The following is a 21,323-nucleotide window of genomic DNA, read 5'->3' as shown; positions in this document are numbered from 1 at the left end:
TACGGCTACTGGCCGTTCAGCGTCAACGTCGCCGGCGGCACCAGGTTCGACTCGGCCGTCGAGCAGGACCTGGTCGGGCAGTTCGACCGGGTCGCCAACGCGTTCGTCGCGCGCGGCATCCCGGTGATCATCGGCGAGTACGGGCTGCTCGGCTTCGACCGTCACACCGGCACCATCGAGCAGGGCGAGAAGCTCAAGTTCTTCGAGTACCTCGGCCACTACGCCCGCACGAAGAAACTCACGACGATGCTGTGGGACAACGGCCAGCACTTCGGCCGGACCTCGTTCACCTGGAGCGACCCGGAGCTGTCCGACCAGATCAGGTCGAGCTGGACCACCCGCTCCGGCACCGCCTCGGCGGACTTCGTCTACGTGCCGAAGACCGGCTCGATCACGGCACAGAACCTGACGCTCAACCTCAACGGCACCACGTTCCAGAGCCTGCGCCAGGGCAGCACCGATCTGGTCCGGGGCACCGACTACACCGTCTCCGGCAACCAGCTCACCCTGACCGCGGCCACATTGACCAGGCTCGTGGCGTCGCGGTCATACGGCGTCAACGCGACGCTGCAGGCGAGGTTCTCCGCCGGCGTGCCGTGGCGGATCAACATCATCACGTTCGACCCGCCGGTCCTCACGGCGGCGACCGGCACCACGGCGGCATTCTCACTGCCGGCCCAGTTCCGCGGCGACCAACTCGCCACGATGGAGGCGAAGTACGCCGACGGCAGCAACGCCGGACCGCAGAACTGGACCCCGTTCAAGGAGTTCGACGTGACCTTCGCACCGGACCCCACCACGAACACGATCACGCTCCGCCCAGCCTTGTTCGCCGAGGTCAACGACAACGCCCGGGTGACCCTGACGTTCCACTTCTGGAGCGGCACCAGGGTCACGTACTACGTGACGAAGGCCGGCAGCACCGTCACCGGCAGTACCTCCTGACGCTTGCCGGCACGCCGGCCCGCCGTGGAATCCACGACGGGCCGGTTGGCTTCCCGGGGTCGTCGCCCCACGGCGGTGGCAGGTACATCGCCTGCACGGCAACGGATGCACTCGGCGTGGACCCGTCACCGGCACCGTCGACGTAGGTGTGTCTGGTCCTGACGCCGACGGTCAGGGTGAGCGGTATTTTCGGACCGTGACGAAGGACGTGAGGCCCAGGTCGACGGCGATGTCGCTCGACCTGGGCCGGCACCTCGGCCGGCTGTTCCGCCGGCCGTTGGCCCGCTGGCTCGACGAGACTCCCGACTCCATCGACGAGGATCTGCATACCGCGGCGACGACCTGGGAGGACCTGGGGATCGGTCACATTGTGCGGGCGCTCGCCTGGGCGTTGACCACCGGCGTGTGCTTCGTCGCGGGCATCGTCTCGATCACGGTCGAGGAGCTGGTGGCCGGCCACTCGAACCAGCCGTCCGGCGCGATCCAGGTGGCGTTCGGCATCGCGATGCTCACCGGCTTCCTGCACGGCGGGGCAGCCGTCCTCGCCGGTCGGGGTGGCCGGCTCAGCGAGCGCAGCCGTCCGCGCGGCCGGAAGACCCGGCTCACCGGTCCCGGGCCGGAAGGCCCGACCGGGGTGTGGCTGTGGCTGCTGCGCCCCGGCAACCGATACTTCCTGACCGCGGCGGCCTTCTTCGCCGTTGGCGTCGTGAGCCTCAGCACCTGAGTCGTGTGGCCCGCTCGAAAAGCTGTTGCGGGTCGCCGGAGGAGCGACACCGCCGTCGAGAGACTCCCAGGTCCGTTCGGCATCAGGACTCCTCGGCGGTGGCGTGCGTGGGCGGCGTCGTCGCGCGCGGGGACCGGTAGCCGGCGGACTGCAGCGCGAACAGTTCGCCGTACTGGCCGCCGGCCGCGACGAGCTGGTCGTGGGTGCCGGATTCGGCGAGGCGGCCGTGGTCGAGGACGAAGATGCGGTCGGCGTGGCGGACGTTGGCGAGCCGGTGGGTGATCAGGATTGTGGTGGCGACGCCTTGCCGGTCCCGGATCGCCTGGAACAGGGCGTCTTCGGCGCGCGGGTCGAGCGCTGAGGACGGCTCGTCCATGATGAGCAGGTCGGCGGTGCGCAGGAACCCGCGGGCGGCGGTGATGCGCTGCCATTGGCCGCCGGAGAGGTCCTGGCCGTTGGCGAACGTGCGGTCGAGCAGCGTTTCGTACCCGTGCGGCAGCTCGACGATCATGTCGTGGGCGACCGCGCGGGCGGCGGCGGTCTCGATGCGGTGCTGGTCGGGTTCGGCGTCGATGTCGCCGAGGGCGATGTTCGTGGCCGCGGTGAACGGCCACTTGTGGTACTCCTGCGTGACCACGCCGATGTGGGCGTGCAGCTCGTCGGTGTCCCATTCGTGGAATGGGCGGCCGTTCCAGGTGACGGCGCCGGTGTCGGGTTCGCGGAGGGCGGCGATGATCGCGGCGAGGGTGGTCTTGCCGGAGCCGTTCTCGCCGACGAACGCCACCGTCTGCCCCGCGGTGATGGACAGCGTGACGTCGTCGACGGCCGGGCTGTCCCGCTCCGGGTACTTCAGGCTCACCGCCAGGACCTCGAGGGTCTGCAGCGGGCCGGGCGCGGGCCGGCCCGCGGCGTCGGCGGGGAGGTAGTCGGCGGCGCGGGTCATGAACCCGGTGTAGTCGCTGACGTGCTGCCCTTCGGCGTAGATGCGGTCGATCTGGAACGTCACCGTCGTCAACGCCCGCTGCGCCGCCTGGACGGCGAACACACACGTCGCCGCCGCGGCAAGGGGGATCTGCCCGTTGAGCAGCAGCATCCCGAGCAGCGCGTAGACGGCGCCGGTGGCGAGACCGCCGACGACCGAGCCGATGCTGGTCGTGGTGGTGACCTTGCGGGCCAGGTCGAGCTGGATGCGGGTCTCGGCGCCCATCACCCGGTCGTACTGGTCGAGCAGGAACCCCCGCAGCCCGTAGGAGCGCAGCTCCGCGGCGGAGTCCCGGTCGGCCATCAGCTGGTGCAGCAGCCACAACCGGCGTCGCCGTACCGATCCGGCGATGAACGTCCGGTACCGCTCGTGCCCGGCCCGTAGCGACGCCCACGCCTGCGGCAGCGTCGCGACCAGCAGCGCGAGCAACAGCAGCGGGTGGATGACGATGACCGCGACACCGACCGCGAGGAGACCGGCGAGTCCGGCGAGGAAGTTCAACGCGCCTTCGACCAGCCCGATGACCGAGCTGCTGCCCCGTGACGCGCGTTCCATGTCGTCGGCGAACGCGTCGGCGTCGAACGCGTCCAGCCGTACCGCCGTCGTGGTGGCGAACAGCGCCCGCTCGACCTCGCAGTCGACGCGTGGGGTGAGCCCGTTGAGCGCGTACCCGGTGGTGATCCCGAGCCCGGCCCGGATCGCGATCGCCGCGGCCAGCCCGAGCAGCGCGGGCAGCGCCGCCCACACCCGATCCGGGGTCGGACCGGCGGCGAACAGCTCGACCAGGACCCGCTGCGTGGCCAGCAACCCGAACGCCGCCATCACACCGGAGCCGATCGTGGATCCGGCCACGACCAGCGTCCGGGCCCGGTCCGCGCGCCAGCTGATCCGCAACGCCTCCGCGAGGAGCCGCGGCAGTTCGGCGAACACGGCCAGCACGCCGGCCTCGGCTCGTGCCCGGACGCCGGTCTCCCACCACATCGTGCGCAGCTCCGGCAGCGCCGACTCTCCCTCGGCCGGGCCACCCTGGCGCGGCACGCCAGGACGGCGGTCGGTGCCGGACGCCTTGTCAACGCGGGATGTCACCGAGTTGCCCCCTTCATCGTTCGGTCCCGAGAAGTCCGTCGTTGACGGGCCGGCCGCCGACGGCCTGCGGCAGTAGCTGACGGCTGGCGTCGGCTCGCGCGGCGGTCCCTGACGCCGACGTCACTGAAGAGACGGCAGGCAAACACCGGCCGTCACTGGATGAGAGCGTAACTCCACGATTTGCGGTGAAGATCCTCCTGCCCGCGCTCTCCGTCAGCGACACCCTGGTCACGCTGCGGACGTACTCGAACGTCGCCGAGGATCCGCCGAGCGTGGTGGCGGTGTGCGTGTCGGGGCTGATCGCCGTTGCGCGGTGGCCGGGCCGCAGTTGCCGGCCGGCGGGGTCGAACTCGCGGGCGCGGAGTCCGGCGCTGGTGCGGCGTCGCTGTCACCGATGACGAGCAGGCGTATGAACAACCGTCCAGAGTGGTGTGCAGGGTGGGCCGCCGCCGGCCTGACCAACCGGCGGCGGGGCTTGCGGGCCGGTCTCGGTCAGCGGGTCTTGACGGGCAGTTCGGTGAGCAGCTGCTCGACGCGGGCCTTGATGTCGTCGCGGATCGGGCGGACGGCGTCGATGCCCTGCCCGGCGGGGTCGTCGAGTTTCCAGTCGAGGTACCGCTTGCCGGGGAAGACGGGGCAGACGTCGCCGCAGCCCATGGTGATGAGGACGTCGGAGGCTTCGGCGGTCGCGTAGTCCAGCTTCCGTGGGGTGTTGGCGGTGATGTCGATGCCGACCTCGCGCATCGCCTCGACGGCGACGGGGTTGATCTGCGACGCGGGTTCGGAGCCGGCGGAGCGGACCTCGACGGTGTCGCCGGCGAGGTGCCGCAGCCAGCCGGCGGCCATCTGGGAGCGGCCGGCGTTGTGGACGCACACGAACAGGACGCTGGGCTTGTCGGTCATGGTGGTTCGGTTCCTTCGCGCTCGGTCGGGAAGTTTGTACGGCAGGCCGTTCAGGACGAGTGGACGCTGCGCCCGCCTGCGTGGTCGGCGGGGTGGCCGCTCGGATGGGCGACGACGACCTCGTCGACGCTGCGACCGGCGTCCGGGTACAGCGCCAGAAGCAACCCGACTCCGATCAGCAGCCCGACGAGCTGGGCAACGACGAATCCGGGCACCGATGCGGGGGCTATGCCGGCGAACGTGTCGGTGAAGGCCCGGCCAACGGTGACAGCGGGGTTGGCGAAGCTGGTGGAGGATGTGAACCAGTAGGCGCCGCCGATGTAGGCGCCGACCGCGGCGGGCGCCACGCTGGCGCGTCCGGAGCGGGCGAGAGCGAAGATGAGCAGGATCAGCCCGCTCGTGGCGACGACCTCACCGAGCCACAGATGCCCGGCGGTGCGGTCCTTGCCGGAGAAGTCGACGGCGGGCAGGTCGAACATGAGGTTCGCCAGGATCGACCCGCCGATCGCGCCGGTGGTCTGCGCGACGATGTAGCCGCCCAGGTCCGTCGCGGTGAGTCCGGTGCGGGTGTGGCGGCCGAGAAACCAGTCCGCGGCGGACACGACAGGGTTGAAGTGTGCCCCGGACACCGGTCCGAAGGTGAGGATCAGCGCTGCGAGTGCGAACGCGGTCGCGACGGAGTTCTCCAGCAGCTGGAGCCCGACGTCGTTCGGGGAGAGCGTGGTGGCCATGATGCCGGAGCCGACGACGGCGGTGACGAGCAGCGCGGTGCCGACGAATTCGGCGAGGAACCGTCGCCATGGTGCTGGGTGGGTCATCGGGTGCTGCTCCTGCTCTACAGATGAACAATGGACGGCGGTGTCGACCAGCCGGCAGCGGGGACGCCGAGCTGGTCGATGAGGCGGCGGACGCGGCGTTCGATCACGTCGCGGAGCGGGCGGACACCGTCGAGGTCCCACCCCGCCGGGTCGTCGAGGACCCAGTTCTCGCACCGGGTGCCGGGGAAGACGGGGCACGCGTCACCACAGCCCATCGTGACCACGACGTCGGCGGCGCGGACGACCTCGTCGGTCCACGGCTTCGGGTATTCGTCGGTGATGTCGATGCCTCGCTCGGCCATCGCCGCGACCGCGGCCGGGTTGACCTCGGTGCCGGGTTCGGATCCACCGAACCAGGCGACGGCGCGGTCGCCGGTGAGGTGGGTGAAGAATCCGAGCGCGATCTGGGAGCGTCCGGCGTTGTGGGTGCACAGGAACAGCACGACGGGTTTGCCGTCGCGGTGGTGGCCTTCGACACGGGCGAGGGCGTGCAGGCGCTGGCGGGCGAAGCGTTCGGCGAGCAGCGGCAGGAAGTTCGGCACGCTGCTCAACGAAGCGAACTGGTCGTAGCTGGTGTGCAGGAACCGTTCGAAGAACACTCAGCGTTCATTGACTCAATAATGAGTGAGCATTCTCGACTGCGTCAAATGAACAGCAGGTGCCGTCCAGGTCGGGCCGTGGTGGTGAGGCCGGAGCTCACGTTGGTGCCGCATGGGCAGCGCCTGGCCGCGTCGAGGCCGGCGCTCGGCACCCGATGCGTCCCGGCGGCCGGTCATGCGGCGACGCATCGGTGCCAGCGTCACGGATCTCGACCGGCACGGGGTCGGCTGGGGCCGGTTCGTTTCAGCCGGCCGGGTCGGCGGCGTCGACGGTGAGCAGCGCGGCGAGCTGCCGCATGATGCCCGGCCGGGCGCGGTAGTACACCCACGTGCCGCGCCGGTCGGAGTCGACCAGGCCGGCCTCGCGCAGCGTCTTGAGATGGTGCGAGATCGTCGGCCCGGACAGCTCGAACGCGGGGGTGAGGTCGCAGACGCAGATCTCCCCGTCCGGCGCTGAGGCGATCATCGACATGAGCTGCAGCCGGACCGGGTCGCCGAGGGCCTTGAACGCCGGGGCGAGCACGGCGGCGGTCTCGGCGGGAATGCGGTGCTGTGTGATCGGCGGGCAGCACGCGGTGTCCGCGTTGAGGTCGGTGATGGAGAGCACCGCCGCTTGTTTCGACATGCCTCTAGGTTGACAGATCTCAAATCAGCGTGCAACTGTTTGATTCGACAGACGTCAAGACAGGCCGCGCCGCACGATGAGGAGACCATCATGTTCCGCTTCGCCCGCCGCTCGGCTCCGCAGGTCGGGGTCCGGTTCTGCGACAGCTGCGCCGAGGTCAGCACCTCCGCCGAACGCGCTCGCCGCCGCGTCGACCGCACCCGCGCCGAGCTCACCGCCCTGGCCGGCCCCCGCTGACCACCGCAGTCCAGCCCGACCTCATCCGCGGGCGACCACCCATCGATCGTTGAAGGAGCATGACCATGACCGACACCCAGACTCCGGGCGGTTTCGCGGGCGACCCGGCCGCCGCCCTCGACGTGTCCGGCACGAGCGGCTGTTGCGGCAACCCGGCGCAGTCCACCCTCACCCTGCCCGACCCCGCTCAGTCGGGCGCAGCCGCCGGCTCACCGTGCTGCGGCACGACGGCCGAGGCGACCGAAACGGGCGCCTGCTGCGGAACATCGGCGAAGGCCGAGGCAGTCGCCTCCGGCGCGGGCTGCTGCGGATGAGCACCGCCGCAGGCCGGTCGACATCCCTCGCCGCATCCGTCGTGCAAGTCCTTTCGGAGCTGCGCGACGCGGTCTCCGGCGAACGGATGGCCGCCACGGTCGCCACGCTCGCCGGCAAGCCGTTCAGTGGACGGCGGGTCGGTTCGGCAGGCGGCGCCGCAGCCCGTGCCTGGCTTGCCCAGCACCTCGCCGACCTCGGCGCGACCGTGACCCTGGAGCCGTTCGCGGTCCGGTTCGTTCCCGAGGTCTACACGACACCGACCGTCGAATGGCACGACGGCACCACGGCACGCCGGCTGACGTTCGGCCGGGACGTCGCCGTCCACCTCGCCTCAACCGACCAGCCGCTCGTCCGGCGCGGAGAGCTCGCCGTGGCTGGAGCCGGTGACCCCACGGGCCGGTGGCTCGTGGTCCCGACCGGCATGACGCTCTTCGACGCCTACGGGCATGCGCACGGCGCGGTCGGGCTGCTGTTCGGCCGGGGCGTGGACGCCGACGGCTGGCACTACACGATGCTCGCCGGCCCGAACCCCGGGCCGTTGCCCATCCTCACCCTCGACCTCGCCAGCCATGCGGCACTCCACGCCGCGACCGAAACCGGCGGCTGGCTGGCCGGCAACACGCCGATCCGCCGGCTCGACGTCCCCGCCGTCAACCTGCACGGCACCTGGCCCTCGGCCGTCTCCACCGGCAACGGTGCTGAGGTGCTGCTGACCGCGCACTACGACGGCGTCGGCGATCATCCGGGCCTGCGCCAGCCGGCGGCGGCCGACAACGGCAGTGGCGTCGCTGTGGTCCTGGAGGCGGCCCGCATCCTCGCTCGGCACCTGCCCGATCAGGTGCGGCTGTCGGTCGCGCTGCTCGACGCCGAGGAGGCCGGTGCGCTCGGCTCCGCTCACCACGCCGCCCAGCTGCGGCAGGCAGGCGTCGCGCCGCTCGTCATCAACGTCGACGGCGCCGGCAGCCTGCACCAGGCCGCCGCGGTCGAGGCCGGCGGACCTGCGCACGCGCTGCTCGCGGCGCTCGACCAGGCGGGACGGCACACCGGGCTGCCGCTCGTCGCCGGGCCGGTCGCCTCGGACAACCGCCGCTACGCGGCCGCGGGTCTCGCCTCGATCGGGATCGGCGCCGGAATGGCCGGTTACCACAGCCCGGCCGACACCGCGGACCGCGTGGAGACCCCGACGCTGGAGGCCGTCGCGCGCCTCGTCGTTGCAGCGGGCTGGTTGGCGGTGGCGGATCCGGCTACACTTCAATCGTTGATCGGCGATGAACGATGAAGCTGGTGGCGCATGAGCGAGTTGCTGGACCGGACGGTCGCCGAGGAATACGCGTCCTGGTTCCGTGCCCTGGCCGACCCGTCCCGGGTGCAGATCGTGGAGTACCTCGCCCGGCAGGGCAAGCCGTTGAGCGTGGGGGAGATCGTGGCGGCCGTGGGGCTGGCGCAGTCGACCGTGTCGCAGCACCTGAAGATCCTGACCGAGGTGCGGTTCGTCCTGGTCGACGCGGTCGGCACCGCCCGGCACTACCGGATCAACACCAATTGCGTCGCCTGCTTCCCCTCCGCCGCCGACGTCGTCATGGGCAAACCGGCCCCGACCCCGATCGGGGGCTGCGCATGACCGATGTCGCGATCCGGTCGATGACGGCCGGGGATGCCGCCGCGGTCCTGGCGATCTACCAGGCAGGCATGGACGCCGGCAATGCCAGCTTCGAGGACACCGCCCCGTCCTGGGAGGCGTTCGACGCGGGCAAACTGCCCGCCCACCGCCTCGTAGCGGTCGATCCCGGTGACACGGTCCTCGGCTGGGTCGCGGCGTCCCGGGCCTCCGCGCGTCAGGTGTACGCCGGGGTGGTCGAACACTCCGTCTACGTCGATCCCGCCGCCCAGGGCCGCGGCGTCGGCCGTGCGCTGCTCGACGCCCTGGTCGTCTCGACCGAAGCGGCCGGGATCTGGACCATCCAGTCCGGCATCTTCCCCGAGAACACCGCAAGCCGGGCCCTGCACCGCGCCGCCGGCTTCCGCGAGGTCGGCGTCCGGGAACGCGTCGGCCGGCACGCCGGCCAGGGCAACCGCTGGAGGGACGTCCTCTTCATCGAACGTCGCAGCCCGCTCGTCGCCTGACGCCCTCACAGCAGCACCTCCTGCCGCAGTCCAACCTCATATTTCGAATTCTGTCGAGACAAGGAACTGGTCATGGATACATTGCCCGTCGTCGTCATCGGTGCCGGCCCGGTCGGCCTGGCCGCCGCCGCACACCTGCACGAGCGCGGCATGCCGTTCGTCGTGCTCGAGGCCGGGGACGGCCCGGCCGCCGCGGTCCGGCAGTGGGCGCACGTCCGGCTGTTCTCGCCGTGGCGGTACAACATCGACGCCGCAGCCCGGACGCTGCTCACCGACGCGGGCTGGGTCGAGCCTGACGCCGAGCGGCTGCCGACCGGCGGGCAGCTGGCCGCGGACTACCTGCAGCCCCTCGCCGACCTGCCCGCGCTCAAGCCGAACGTGCGCTACGACGCCCGCGTCACCGCCGTGACCCGGCTCGGCCTGGACCGGTTGCGGACCGCCGGCCGTGCGTCCACGCCGTTCCTGGTCCGCCTCGCCGACGGCACCGACCTCCTCGCGCGGGCCGTGATCGACGCGTCGGGCACCTGGTCCACACCGAACGTCCTCGGCGCGTCCGGCATCGCCGCGCACGGCGAGGCCGACGCCGCCGCGTTCATCGTGCACGCCCTGCCCGATGTCCTCGTCGTCGACCGGGACCGGTTCGCCGGGAAGCGCACCCTCGTCGTCGGTGCCGGGCACTCCGCCGCGAACACCCTGCTCGTCCTGGCGGAGCTGGCCGAGCAGACCCCCGGCACGGAGGTCACATGGGCCATCCGTGCGGCGACGCCCGCCCGCACCTACGGCGGAGAGACCGCCGACGCGCTGCGCGCTCGCGGTGCGATCGGCACCCGGCTGCGCGAGCACGTCGACGCCGGCCGCATCCAGCTCATCCCCGGGTTCTCCGCCGGCACGCTCACCGTCCTGGCCGACGGTGGCGTCGAGGTGTCCGACGGCGTCCGCGCCGTGGTGGTGGACCGGATCGTGTCCGCGACGGGGTTCCGGCCCGACCACGGTTTCGTGTCCGAACTCCGCCTGGACCTCGACCCGATCCTGGGCTCCACCCGTGCCCTGGCGCCGCTCATCGACCCGAACGAGCACTCCTGCGGCACGGTCCCGCCGCACGGCGTCGACGAGCTCACCCACCCGGAGCCCGGGTTCTACGCCATCGGCGTGAAGAGCTACGGCCGCGCCCCGACGTTCCTCCTCGCCACCGGCTACGAGCAGGCCCGCTCCGTCGTCGCCGCCCTGGCGGGGGACTGGGCCGCGGCCCGCGACGTGCGGCTGGACCTGCCTGAGACCGGGGTGTGCAACAGCAACCCGGTCGTCGGCGACGACACCGTCGACGCGGCAGGCGGCGGCTGCTGCGGCGCACCCGCCGCCGAGACGGCACCGGCAGGACGGGGACTGGCCACGGGCATCGCCGGCGGCCTGCTGCCCTCCCCGCTGACGCTGGTCAGCGTCGCGGCGCCGGCCAGCGGTGAGCAGTCCGGCAGCTGCTGCAGCTGACCAGGTGAACCCAGCTACCACGGTGGCCGCCGACCCACCTGTCGGCGGCCGCCGGTCGTTGCACGGCTGGCGGATCGTCGCCGCGCTGGCCGTCACCCAGACCGTCGGCTACGGCACGCTGTACTACACCTTTGCCGTGCTGCTGCAGCCGATGGCCGCGACCCTGCACGCGTCGACAACGACGGTCACCGGCGCGCTGACCGCGTCGATCTTGGCCGGTGCGGTGATGGCGGTGCCGGTCGGGCGGTGGCTGGACCGCCATGGTGGGCGGGCCCTGATGACGGCGGGCTCGGTGGCGGCGACCGGCCTGCTGGTGGCGTGGTCGCAGGTCCGCACCGTCGCGCAGCTCTACGCCGTGCTCATCGGCGTCGGGCTGACCTCGGCGATGGTGCTGTACGAGTCGGCGTTCGCCGTTGTGGTGTCCTGGTTCGACCCGCAACAGCGGGCCAAGGCACTGCTGACGATCACCATCGTCGCGGGCTTCGCCAGTGCCGTCTTCCTGCCGCTGACCGGCGCCCTGGTACAACGGTACGGTTGGCAGCACGCCCTGCTGATCCTCGCCGCGCTGCACGGCGTCCTCACCGTTCCGCTGCACGGACTCGTGGTGCGCCGCGCGCCGCACCTCACCACCGCACGGCAGCGAGACGGTGCGAGCCGGTCAGCGGTGGTGCGGGCCGCGCTGCACGACAGCCGGTTCTGGGCGCTCGGCGTCGCGTTTGTCGCCCACGGCGCCGCGATGACCGCCATGACCGTCCACCTCGTCGGGTTCCTCACGAGCCGGGGGCACCCGGTCACCTTCGCCGCCACCGTTGCCGGACTTCTGGGTGTGCTGTCGGTGACCGGTCGTCTCGTCCTCACCGGCGCGCAACGCCGCATTCGGATCACCACCGTCGTTGCGGTCATCTACACCGTCCAGGCCGCCGCCGCGTTGACCCTCCTCGCGATCGGCGGCAGCAGAGCCGGGGCGGTGACCGGGGTCGTCGCGTTCGGGCTCGGGTTCGGCATCTCCAGCCTCGCCTCCCCGGCGCTGCTCGCCGACCGGTACGGCACCATCGCCTACGCCAGCATCGCCGGTATCCTCGCCGTCCCGATCACCCTCGCCAGGGCCGGGGCACCGCTCGGCGCCGCGGCCCTGCACACCGTCGGCGGATACGCCCCTGTCCTCACCGCCATCGGCGTCGCCTGCCTCATCGCCGCGACCGGCATCGCCACCCGGGCCTCCGCACCGCCGCCGGTGCCCGACCCGCATGCCGTTGACGATGACCAGGCAGCCGGCGCTGATCCACAGCAGGCCCTTGTGTTCGCGGACGCCCTGCCGGATGAGCCAGGCGCCGCCGCTCAATCAAAGCGGTAGCTCAACCCGCAGCGGCAGCGTGGGCCAGGCCTGTGCAGCTACCGGTCGCGGTGACGTGGGCGGCGAGGTGCCCGCCAGGCGGCCCATCCGCTCAGCCCGATGAGCGCGGCGCCGACGACGGTGCGGAACCACCGGCTCAAGACGGCCTGGTCGTCGCCGACCGGGACGGCACGCGACGGGTTCCGCGGGTCGTACCGGATGTCGATCGGGGCACCCTCGGCGATGCGGATGTCGGAGGGTGGATCGTCGACGTCGGCGGTGAACACGTCTCCGGCGCCGGTGGTGAAACGCACCCGGACCGACTCACCGGTACGACCCCGGTCGACCCGGAGGATCTCGGCGGTGGCCGGTACTCCGTCGGCGTGCAGGTCGGCGTGCGTGCGGAAGTGCTCGATCCCGCTCTGCAGCATCGCCGCGCCGAGGACGAGGAGCATCACGGTTCCGAGCCAGGCGGTGAACCCGTACGGCTCCCGCGGTTCGCCACCGTGCCGGTTGGCCATGCGTGGTGTGCGCTTACCTCGGAGCCGCTGCCGCATCCGCCGGCGTCCGCGCTTCGTGGCCATGGCCGGCAGTATGGCAGGCGCGACCGGGTGCTGGAGGGGACGCGGACCGTCGAGCGACCGATCACCTTCAGCGCTTCGGTGGTGTACTGGAGCGGCTTTGCCACGTGGCTTACCACGTGGCAAAATGCCAGGCGATGACCGGCTGAGCGACGGGCATCGCGGGACCGCGACGGGCGTTCAGCGGCGCGGTCCCGCGGTGCTCTCGCGGACCACCAGGGAGAAGTCGGTGACGGTGTCGTGGTCGGCCTCGTCGCTGCCGTTGACGCGGTCAAGGAGCAGGGCCACCGCGGTCTCGGCGATCTGCGCCTTGTCCGGGGAGACCGACGTCAGGGACGGGATGCTGTAGGTCGCCTCGTCGATGTCGTCGAAGCCGACGACGGCCACGTCGTGGGGGATGCGGTAGCCGGTGTCGTGCAGGGCGCGCATCAGGCCCTGGGCGAGCAGGTCGTTGGCGCAGAAGACGCCGTCGGGGCGTTCTTCGGGGGGCAGGGCGAGGATCCGCCGGCCCGCCTCGGCGCCGTCGCGGCGGTGGTACCCGTTGACGCTGAAGACCAGCTCGGGGCGCAACGGGACGCCGGCGGACGCGAGCGCCTGGCGGTAGCCGGCGAGGCGGAGGTCGGCCATGTGCGAGTCGGTGCTGCGGCTCGCGCCGACGAACGCCACCCGCCTGCGGGGCAGGGACAGCAGGTGCTCGGTCGCGGTGCGGGCCGCCGCGACGTTGTCGATCCCGACGTGATCGATGCCGGCGTGGTCCGGGGCGACCGACACCTGCTCGCCGAGGAGCACGACCGGGAAGCCGCCGCCGCGGTTGAGGATGTCGTCGCCGCTGCTCGCGATCGGGCTGCAGATGAGGCCGTCGATCAGGCGCTGGTGGCCGAAGCCGTTGAGGGAGGCGTGTTCCCGGATGAGGTCACCGAACGTCTGGATGATGAGCACGGTGAGGCCGCGGCGTTCGGTGGCCTGCACCACGAGGCGGGTGAGCTCGGCGAAGTACGACACGTCGAGCTCCGGCACGGCGAGCCCGATCATGCCGGACCGGCCGGTGCGCAGGTTCTGCGCGGCGCGGTTGGGCTGGTAGCCCAGCTCCTCGATGGCGGCGAGGACCCGTTTGCGGATGCGGTCGCTGACGTGCGGGTAGTCGCTGATGACGTTCGACACCGTCTTGCGCGCCACGCCGGCGCGGCGCGCCACGTCCTCCTGCGTCACGGCCAACGCGGACACCCACCGTTTCTGGAAAAGGCAGCAGAGAGCGACTGCTCGTGCTGCCACTGTACAGCTTCTCTGCCACGTGGTAAAACTTTCTCTGCCACGTGGTAAACGCCGGCGAAGTGATCGTGAGAAATGCCGGTGTAACACCGCTGACGTGCTACAACGCAAAGACCAAGGGAGGCGCACATGCCCCGCACCGCAACAGCGCCGGCATTCGTCGGCGAAGGAAGAATCGATCTCCGTGAGCACACGTACCGTGATCCCGGCCCGGGCGAACTGCTGATCGCCGTGGGCGCGAACGCGATCTGCGGCACGGACCGCGAGCAGTACTTCGCGGGCTCGGCCGTCGTGCCCGGTCACGAGGCGGCCGGCACCGTCGTCGCCGCGGGGGAGGACACCACGGTCGCCGAGGGCACCCGCGGTGCGGTGTTCCTGATGGACTACTGCGGGCAGTGCCGGAGCTGCCGCCTCGGGCACACCAACCAGTGCCTGGCGAAGCGCAACGACATGGGCTTCACCGCCGACGGCGGCTACGGCCCGTACGAGATCGTGCACGAGAGCAACTTCTTCGCGGTGCCCGACAGCGTGTCGGCCGTCGAGGCGACGCTGCTGCTCGACGTGATGGGCACCAGCGGCCACGCGCTCGGCCGGATCCACCGCATGCGCGACGACGTCGAGTCGCTCTACGTCGCCGGGGCCGGGCCGATCGGCCTCGGCGTCCTGGTCATGGCCCGCATCCGCTACGGCGCCGACGTCCCCGTCTACGTCAGCGACGTGTCGCCGTGGCGGCTGGCGTTCGCCGAGGAACTCGGCGCCACCCCGATCGACGCGACCCGGCCGGTCACGCTCACCGGCGTGGACGCCGCGATCGACTCCACCGGCAAGCAGAGCGCCCGCCGCACCGCGGTCGACGTCCTCGGCAAGCGAGGAGTGCTCGCCTGCGTCGGTCACGGCGAGGGCCTGACGCTCAACGTCTCCGACGACCTCATCGCCCCCGAGCGGACCGTCATGGGCAGCGAATACTTCGCCTACGGCGAGATGGCCGCCAACCTGGCCCTGCTCCAGGCCCACCTGCCGGAGCTGTCCCGGATCATCACCCACCGGATGCCGGCCAGCGAACTGCCCGCCGCGTTCGAGCTGTTCCTCGCCGGCGAGACCGGCAAGGTCGTCGTCACCCAGGACGAGCGGTGACCGCCCGCCTCAAGGTCGCGGTCGTCGGCGCCGGCGGCTGGGGCGAGCAGCACGCCCGCATCTTCGCCCAGCGCCCAGACACCGACCTGGTCGCCGTCGCCGGACGCACCCCGCAGCGGACCGCCGACCGGGCCGCCGCGTACGGCACCCGCCCGTACACCGACCTCACGGCCATGGTCGAAACCGAACGACCCGACCTCATCACCGTCAGCCTGCCCAACGAGGGCCACTTCGAGCCCACCCTCGAGCTGATCCGCCTGGGTGTGCCGCTGCTGGTGGAGAAGCCGCTCGTGTTCGACCTGGCCGAGGCCGACCAGCTGATCGCCGAGGCGGCCGAACGCGACCTCTTCTTCGGGATCAACTTCAACCACCGGTACGCCGAGCCGGTGCTGCGCGCCCGCAAGGCCATCGCCGACGGCGCGCTCGGCGACCTCGTCTTCGCCACCTGGCGCTTCGGCGGCGAGCCGAACTTCGGCACCTCCCCGCACGCCAACCTCATCGAGACCCAGTGCCACGGGTTCGACCTGCTGGAGCACCTGTGCGGGCCGATCACCTCGGTCGCGGCGCAGATGACCGACAAGACCCGCACCGGCGTCTACACCACCCTGGCGGTCGCGCTGGGGTTCGCCGACGGCGCGGTCGGCAGCCTGGTCGGCAGCTACGACTCGTCCTACGCGTACCCGGGCACCCAACTGGTCGAGCTCAACGGCACCGCCGGGCGGGCCCTCATCGAGGACACCGTCGCCCGGCTCACCCTGCAGTCCGTCGGCGACGAGACCCGGCACGTCTGGCAGGCCGGGTACTTCAACGACGCCGCCCGCCAGTTCCACCTCACCTTCGACCGGCACGTCGACGCGGTGCTCGCCGCGCTGCGCGACGGTGCGCAGCCGCCCGTCCACGCGCGGGCCGGCCGCCGCGCCCTCGCCCTGGCGACGGCCGTCATCGAGTCGTTCGAGACCGGCCGCCGCGTCGCCGTCCCCGCCGGGGACCCGTCGTGACCATCGCCGACCACGAGGCCCGCACCTCGGTGCTCAGCCTCGACGGCACCTGGGGCTTCCACCCGGAGGACACCGGCGACTCGCTCCCGCCGTCCCCGGCCGGCCTCGGCACCATCCAGGTGCCCGGCCTCTGGGAGGCACAGGGACACCTGCATCTCAGCGGTGTCGCCTGGTACGTCCGGGAGCTCGACCTCACCGACGTCGAAGGCTTCTGGACGCTGGCGTTCGGCGCGGTGATGGACGAGGCCACGGTGTACGTCAACGGCGTCCGGGCCGGGACGCACGCCGGCGCGTACACCCCGTTCCAGGTCGACGTCACCGGCATGCTGCGCGGCGGGCGCAACGTCATCGCCGTGCGGGTCCTCGACATCCCCGGCGACTCGCCCGAGCACCCGCGCGGCCCGCACGGCAAGCAGGGCTGGAAGAACGACCTGTTCCCCAGCCCGCCCAGCCTGTACCTGACGTACGGCGGCATCTGGCAACCGGTGACCCTCCTCCGGCACGGTGCCGTCACCCTCCAGGACGCCTTCGTCAACGGCGACCCGGCCCGCCCCGAGGCGAAGGTCCGCATCCGCAACCGCGGCGGCCGCATCGCCGCGGTCGTCGAGTGCACCGTCGACGGCCGGGTCACCCGCCAGGAGGTCATGGTCCCCGGCCACGCCGACACCGAGGTGGTCCTGCACCCGCGGCTCGACGGCCTCGACCGGTGGTCGCCGGAGTCGCCGGCGCTGCACCACGCCAGGTTCGTGGTCCTCGCCGACGGGTTCGCCTGCGACGGCACCGAGGTCCGGTTCGGCGTGCGTACCGTCACCGTCGACCACGACCGCATCCTGCTCAACGGCGCACCGCTGCGCGTGCAGGCGGCGCTCGTGCAGGGCTTCCGCGCCGACACCCTCTACGCCGAGGGCTCCCGCGAGGCGATCGAGCAGGAGGTCCGGGCCGCGAAGGCGATCGGGCTCACCATGCTGCGCCTGCACATCAAGGCGTTCGACCCGCGGTACCTCGACGTCTGCGACGAGCTCGGCATGCTCGTGCACTGCGACCTGCCGATCGCCGAGCCGATCGCGGTCGGCGAGCTCGACGACACCGGCCCGCTCGCCCGGGCCTGCGCCACGGCCGCCGCCGAGCAGGTGCTCCGCGACCGCAACCACCCCAGCATCGTGCTGTGGTCGGCGATGAACGAGATCGGCGCCGAGAACACCGACCGCGACGTGCGCGCCTCGGCCGGCTACGAACGCTTCACCCGGATGCTGTACCAGATCGTCACCGACCTCGACGGCACCCGCCCGGTGATCGAGAACGACTACATCGAACCCGGCCCCGAGCACGTCTACCGCAGCCCGATCCTCACGGCGCACTGGTACGGGCGGCTCAGCCGGCAGTACCTCGCCGCGCTGCGCGCCAGGTGCGCCACCGGACCCGTGCCCGGCAAGGTGCTGCTGGTCAGCGAGTTCGGCGACTGGGGCCTGCCCGCACTGACACCGTCCACACAGGACACCCCGTTCTGGTGGCCGGTGCACCTCGCCGACGACATCGCGGCGCTGCCGTGGCCCGGCACCGCGGCCGGCTTCGTCGAGGGGACCCAGGCGTACCAGGGCATCGCCGACCGGCTGCAGATCGAGCTGTTCCGCGGCACGCCCGGCATCGCCGGCTGGTGCCTCACCGAGCTCACCGACGTGCCGCACGAGTACAACGGCCTGTGGGACCTCGAACGGCGCGGCAAGGACCCGGCGATCCGGCAGGTCGCCGCGGCCTGCCGGCCCACCCTGCCGATCGCGCTGCACGACGACGACGCCTGGAACGGCTTCGCCGGTGGGAGCATCGCACTGTCGGTCCTCGTCTCCAACGACCGCCCGGAGCGGGTGACCGGCCAATGGTCCGTCGACGGCGTCCACGGCACCGTCACGCTGCCGGCGTACGGGCCGACGGCACCGCTGCCGGTGACCGTGCCGCTGCCGTCCCGGCCGGGGCGCCACGAGCTGTGCGTGACCTGGACCGCTCCGGGCGCGGATCCGGTCGAGCAGTGGTACCCGGTCGCCGTCTTCGCCCGGCCCTCCACGGCGCACCCCGTGCAACTGCTCGGGTCGGCAACGGACGGACGTGCGCTGTCCGCGGCCGGCGCACGACCCGGCGGCAGCGGCTGCCTGGTCGTCGGTGAGGGCGCGCTGTCACCGGCCACCGGCGCCCTCGTCGACGCGGCGCTGCGCGACGGGCGCAACGTGCTCGTCCTCGCCCAGGGCGTCGACGGCGCCGCGCACCTGCCCGTCCCGGCCACCGTCAAGGATCTGGCCACCGAATGGGGCTCCCTGCCGAACGTCTTCACCACCGGGGAGCCGGTGCTGTCGGCGGTGCCACCCGGCACGGTCGTCACCACCGAGCTGCTCAGCGTCACCGCGCACGTGGTCTACACCTCCCTCGACGGCCGGGACTGGCCGCAGCGCCCGGTGCTCGGTGTCTACAAACCCCTGCCGGGGCGGCTCACCGGCGTCATCGTCGCCGCGCTGCCGGTGCACGACGGATGGCTGTGGCTGTGCCAGCTGCCGCTCGTCGAGGCCGTCCTGCGCGACGACGCGACCGCCGTGGCCACCCTCGCCGACCTGATCGGAGCCGCATCGTGAACCAGTTCTCCGACGGGGTCCTGCGGCTCGGCGTGGGCATCGAGGACACGTTCATCGCGCACACCGCGCTCGGGCGCCGCAAGCTCGACGAGTACGAACTGACCCAGCACTACACCCGCTGGGCCGGGGACCTCGACCTGGTGAAGGCGTCCGGCGCGCGGACCGTCCGGTACGGGCTGCCGTGGTACCGCATCAACCCCGCCCCCGGGAAGTTCGTGTGGTCGTGGGCCGACCGGGTCGTCGACCGGCTCTGCGAGCTCGGCCTGGAGGTCATCGTCGACCTCGTCCACTACGGCACCCCGGAGTGGCTCGACAACCACTTCATCAACCGCCGGTACCCGCAGGCGGTCGCCGAGTACGCCTTCGCCCTCGCCGAACGCTACGGCGACCGCCTCACCGCCTGGACCCCGCTGAACGAGCCGCAGTGGACGGCCCGGCTGTGCGGGGAGTCCGGGACCTGGCCGCCGTACCTCACGGGGCACGACGGCTACCTGCAGGTGATGCGGGCGGTCGCGAAGGGCATCGTCGGCTCGCAGCGGGCGATCGCCGACGCCACCGGCGGCAAGGCCACCTTCGTGCACGTGGAGGCGTCGTTCCGCTACCCGTCCGGCGGTGGCGACGCCGATCTGCTCCGCGAGCGGCGGTACCTGTGCGGCGACCTGCTCAACGGCATGGTCGGCGAGGGCCACCCGCTGCTCGGCTACCTGCGCGAGCACGGCTTCACCGACGAGGACCTGACCTGGTTCGCCGAGCACCGGGCCGTCCCCGACGTCATGGGGATCAACTACTACCCGATGTGGTCCACGCTCGTGTTCGACGACGGCACCGGCCGCGAACGCGACGACGGCGTCGCCGGGCTCGAGGAGCTCGTCCGGGAGACCGCGGCCCGCTACGGCGTCCCGGTCATGGTGACCGAGACCAGCTACGAGGGCACGATGGCGCAGCGCATCGCCTGGCTGCGCGACTCCGTCGCCCTGCTGCACAAGCTCCGCTCAGAGGTCGAGATCGCCGGCTACATCTGGTGGCCGTTCTTCGACCAGATCCGCTGGCAGTACCGGGAGGCGCTCGACCCGGTCGAGCACCACCTGCACCGGCTCGGCCTGGTGACCCTGGACGTCGACGACGTGGGCGGCTTCCCCCGCCGGCCCAACGAGCTCTTCGACGTCTTTCAAGCACTCTGTCAAGGAAGGTAACCATGAGACGGACACCCCCCATCCGCGTTCTCAGCCGCGTTCTCGGCATCGCCGCCGCCATCCTCCTGCTCGCCGCCTGCGCCGACACCACCGCGGACTCGCCCCAGGGCACCGCCGGCTGCGAGGCCTACCAGCAGTACGGCACCTTCAAGGACAAGAAGGTGTCGCTGTACTCGGGGATCGTCGCGCCCGAGGACGAACCGCACATGAAGTCGTACAAGAACTTCGAGCGCTGCACCGGCATCCAGGTCGAGTTCCAGGGCGAGAAGGAGTTCGACACCCAGGTCCAGGTCCGCATCAAGGGCGGCAACCCGCCGGATCTCGCGATCTTCGCGCAGCCGGGCCTGGTCAAGCAGCTCGTCGAGACCGGCAAGGCGGTGCAGGCCCCGGACCCCGTCGTGGCCAACGTGAAGAAGTTCTGGAGCGAGTCCTGGCAGGGCTACGTCACCGTCAACGGCAAGATCTACGGCGCCCCGCTCGGCGCCAACGTGAAGTCCTTCGTCTGGTACTCCCCGAAGGAGTTCAAGGCCAAGGGGTACACCGTGCCGAAGACCCTGGACGAGCTCAAGACGCTGTCGGAGAAGATCGCCGCGACCGGCCAGAAGCCGTGGTGCGTGGGCATCGGATCCGGCGACGCCACCGGCTGGCCGGTGACGGACTGGATGGAGGACATGATGCTCCGCCTGTCCGGTCCCAAGGCGTACGACGACTGGGTCAACCACACGATCCCGTTCAACGGCCCGGAAGCGACCGGTGCCCTCGACGCCGTCGGCGAATACCTGAAGAACCCGGCCTTCGTCAACGGCGGCCTCGGCGACGTGAAGAGCGTGGCGTCGACCCAGTTCCAGGACGCCGGCCTGCCGATCCTGCAGGGCCAGTGCAACCTGCACCGGCAGGGTTCGTTCTACGCGCAGAACTGGCCGGCGGGCACCGACGTCTCGCCCGAGGGTGACATCTACGCGTTCTACTTCCCGAGCAAGGACGACACCACCAAGCCCGTCCTCGGCGGCGGCGAGTTCGTGGTCGCGTTCTCCGACCGGCCCGAGGTGCAGGCGTTCCAGACCTTCCTGGCGTCGGACATGTGGGCCAACGAGAAGGTCGCGAGCACCCCGGGCGGCGGCTGGATCAGCGCCAACACCGGTATGGACGCGAGCAAGCTGACCAACCCGATCGACAAGCTGTCGGCGCAGATCCTGCAGGACCCGAAGTCGGTCTTCCGCTACGACGGCTCCGACCAGATGCCCGGCGCGGTCGGCACCAACGCCTTCTGGAAGCAGGGCACCAACTGGGTGACCGGACAGTCCACCAAAGCCACCCTCGACGCCATCGAGGCGGCCTGGCCCAAGTAAGCGGC

22 protein-coding genes are annotated in these 21,323 nt (G+C 71.5%); 15 read left to right on the top strand and 7 right to left on the bottom strand.

Annotated features, from left to right (window positions below; translation table 11 throughout):
• Both ABZS58_RS24575 and ABZS58_RS24570 read left to right on the top strand, forming a co-directional pair.
• Window positions 1-945, top strand: a 945-nt coding sequence (locus ABZS58_RS24575; RefSeq protein WP_354785149.1) for a X2-like carbohydrate binding domain-containing protein, incomplete at its 5' end; no start/stop codon positions are given.
• A gap of 196 nt (window positions 946-1,141) precedes the next feature.
• Window positions 1,142-1,669 carry a hypothetical protein gene (locus tag ABZS58_RS24570; protein ID WP_354785147.1) on the top strand — a complete coding sequence of 176 codons (528 nt, stop codon included), beginning with the start codon at window positions 1,142-1,144 and terminating at the stop codon, window positions 1,667-1,669.
• 82 nt (window positions 1,670-1,751) lie between these two features.
• Here the strand turns inward: ABZS58_RS24570 and ABZS58_RS24565 are convergent, their stop codons facing one another.
• A complete protein-coding gene (locus tag ABZS58_RS24565) occupies window positions 1,752-3,689 on the bottom strand; it encodes an ABC transporter ATP-binding protein (protein ID WP_354785165.1) in 1,938 nt (645 codons plus the stop codon).
• Between the two features lie 233 nt (window positions 3,690-3,922).
• Here ABZS58_RS24565 and ABZS58_RS24560 point away from each other — a divergent pair, with 233 nt between their 5' ends.
• Window positions 3,923-4,135, top strand: coding sequence for a hypothetical protein (locus tag ABZS58_RS24560; RefSeq protein ID WP_354785145.1), 213 nt, complete (start codon window positions 3,923-3,925; stop codon window positions 4,133-4,135).
• Between the two features lie 94 nt (window positions 4,136-4,229).
• Here the strand turns inward: ABZS58_RS24560 and ABZS58_RS24555 are convergent, their stop codons facing one another.
• The 4 genes from ABZS58_RS24555 to ABZS58_RS24540 all read right to left on the bottom strand — a co-directional run bounded on the left by ABZS58_RS24555 (window position 4,230) and on the right by ABZS58_RS24540 (window position 6,682).
• A complete protein-coding gene (locus tag ABZS58_RS24555) occupies window positions 4,230-4,640 on the bottom strand; it encodes an arsenate reductase ArsC (RefSeq protein ID WP_354785143.1) in 411 nt (136 codons plus the stop codon).
• 50 nt (window positions 4,641-4,690) lie between these two features.
• Entirely contained in the window at window positions 4,691-5,458 is a 768-nt protein-coding gene (locus ABZS58_RS24550; protein ID WP_354785141.1) for an MIP/aquaporin family protein, read from the bottom strand.
• A gap of 17 nt (window positions 5,459-5,475) precedes the next feature.
• Window positions 5,476-6,057: an arsenate reductase ArsC gene (locus ABZS58_RS24545; protein WP_354785139.1), complete on the bottom strand. Its 582-nt coding sequence runs from the start codon at window positions 6,055-6,057 to the stop codon at window positions 5,476-5,478.
• 244 nt (window positions 6,058-6,301) lie between these two features.
• Window positions 6,302-6,682, bottom strand: a complete 381-nt coding sequence (locus tag ABZS58_RS24540; protein WP_354785137.1) for a metalloregulator ArsR/SmtB family transcription factor — start codon at window positions 6,680-6,682, stop codon at window positions 6,302-6,304.
• Window positions 6,683-6,772: 90 nt separating this feature from the next.
• Between ABZS58_RS24540 and ABZS58_RS24535 the strand changes: the two genes are divergently transcribed.
• The 7 genes from ABZS58_RS24535 to ABZS58_RS24505 all read left to right on the top strand — a co-directional run bounded on the left by ABZS58_RS24535 (window position 6,773) and on the right by ABZS58_RS24505 (window position 12,197).
• Window positions 6,773-6,919: a hypothetical protein gene (locus tag ABZS58_RS24535; protein WP_354785135.1), complete on the top strand. Its 147-nt coding sequence runs from the start codon at window positions 6,773-6,775 to the stop codon at window positions 6,917-6,919.
• Window positions 6,920-6,984: 65 nt separating this feature from the next.
• Window positions 6,985-7,233: a hypothetical protein gene (locus ABZS58_RS24530; RefSeq protein WP_354785133.1), complete on the top strand. Its 249-nt coding sequence runs from the start codon at window positions 6,985-6,987 to the stop codon at window positions 7,231-7,233.
• Window positions 7,230-8,513, top strand: coding sequence for a M28 family peptidase (locus ABZS58_RS24525; RefSeq protein ID WP_354785131.1), 1,284 nt, complete (start codon window positions 7,230-7,232; stop codon window positions 8,511-8,513). The genes ABZS58_RS24530 and ABZS58_RS24525 overlap by 4 nt, the downstream gene beginning before the upstream one ends.
• 12 nt (window positions 8,514-8,525) lie before the next feature.
• Complete coding sequence (locus ABZS58_RS24520) at window positions 8,526-8,855, top strand: metalloregulator ArsR/SmtB family transcription factor (RefSeq protein ID WP_354785129.1); 330 nt, start codon at window positions 8,526-8,528, stop codon at window positions 8,853-8,855.
• Window positions 8,852-9,358, top strand: a complete 507-nt coding sequence (locus ABZS58_RS24515) for an N-acetyltransferase family protein (RefSeq protein WP_354785127.1) — start codon at window positions 8,852-8,854, stop codon at window positions 9,356-9,358. Before ABZS58_RS24520 ends, ABZS58_RS24515 begins: the two co-directional genes overlap by 4 nt.
• A 72-nt stretch (window positions 9,359-9,430) precedes the next feature.
• Window positions 9,431-10,843, top strand: coding sequence for an NAD(P)-binding domain-containing protein (locus ABZS58_RS24510; protein WP_354785125.1), 1,413 nt, complete (start codon window positions 9,431-9,433; stop codon window positions 10,841-10,843).
• A 4-nt stretch (window positions 10,844-10,847) separates the two neighbouring features.
• Window positions 10,848-12,197 carry an MFS transporter gene (locus ABZS58_RS24505; RefSeq protein WP_354785123.1) on the top strand — a complete coding sequence of 450 codons (1,350 nt, stop codon included), beginning with the start codon at window positions 10,848-10,850 and terminating at the stop codon, window positions 12,195-12,197.
• A 38-nt stretch (window positions 12,198-12,235) separates the two neighbouring features.
• On the opposite strand, the gene ABZS58_RS24500 is transcribed toward ABZS58_RS24505, so the two are convergent.
• Both ABZS58_RS24500 and ABZS58_RS24495 read right to left on the bottom strand, forming a co-directional pair.
• On the bottom strand, window positions 12,236-12,760 hold the full coding sequence (locus ABZS58_RS24500) for a DUF3592 domain-containing protein (protein ID WP_354785121.1): 525 nt from the start codon (window positions 12,758-12,760) through the stop codon (window positions 12,236-12,238).
• 177 nt (window positions 12,761-12,937) lie between these two features.
• Window positions 12,938-13,981, bottom strand: coding sequence for a LacI family DNA-binding transcriptional regulator (locus tag ABZS58_RS24495; RefSeq protein WP_354785119.1), 1,044 nt, complete (start codon window positions 13,979-13,981; stop codon window positions 12,938-12,940).
• 174 nt (window positions 13,982-14,155) lie between these two features.
• Here ABZS58_RS24495 and ABZS58_RS24490 point away from each other — a divergent pair, with 174 nt between their 5' ends.
• The 5 genes from ABZS58_RS24490 to ABZS58_RS24470 are packed head-to-tail and all read left to right on the top strand — an operon-like array spanning window position 14,156 to window position 21,318.
• Complete coding sequence (locus ABZS58_RS24490; protein WP_354785117.1) at window positions 14,156-15,160, top strand: alcohol dehydrogenase catalytic domain-containing protein; 1,005 nt, start codon at window positions 14,156-14,158, stop codon at window positions 15,158-15,160.
• Window positions 15,157-16,158: a Gfo/Idh/MocA family oxidoreductase gene (locus ABZS58_RS24485; protein WP_354785115.1), complete on the top strand. Its 1,002-nt coding sequence runs from the start codon at window positions 15,157-15,159 to the stop codon at window positions 16,156-16,158. The genes ABZS58_RS24490 and ABZS58_RS24485 overlap by 4 nt, the downstream gene beginning before the upstream one ends.
• The gene (locus ABZS58_RS24480; RefSeq protein ID WP_354785113.1) at window positions 16,155-18,776 is read left to right on the top strand and encodes a glycoside hydrolase family 2 TIM barrel-domain containing protein; all 2,622 of its coding nucleotides are present in this window, start codon (window positions 16,155-16,157) and stop codon (window positions 18,774-18,776) included. The genes ABZS58_RS24485 and ABZS58_RS24480 overlap by 4 nt, the downstream gene beginning before the upstream one ends.
• The gene (locus tag ABZS58_RS24475; protein WP_354785111.1) at window positions 18,773-19,969 is read left to right on the top strand and encodes a family 1 glycosylhydrolase; all 1,197 of its coding nucleotides are present in this window, start codon (window positions 18,773-18,775) and stop codon (window positions 19,967-19,969) included. Before ABZS58_RS24480 ends, ABZS58_RS24475 begins: the two co-directional genes overlap by 4 nt.
• 2 nt (window positions 19,970-19,971) lie before the next feature.
• The gene (locus ABZS58_RS24470) at window positions 19,972-21,318 is read left to right on the top strand and encodes an ABC transporter substrate-binding protein (RefSeq protein ID WP_354785109.1); all 1,347 of its coding nucleotides are present in this window, start codon (window positions 19,972-19,974) and stop codon (window positions 21,316-21,318) included.
• The last annotated feature ends 5 nt before the right edge of the window (window positions 21,319-21,323 follow it).

This window comes from Dactylosporangium sp. NPDC005555, assembly GCF_040605635.1.
GTDB lineage: Bacteria > Actinomycetota > Actinomycetes > Mycobacteriales > Micromonosporaceae > Dactylosporangium.
The sequence above is the reverse complement of the archived record's forward strand: the minus strand, read 5'-3'. Positions and strand labels throughout refer to the sequence as shown.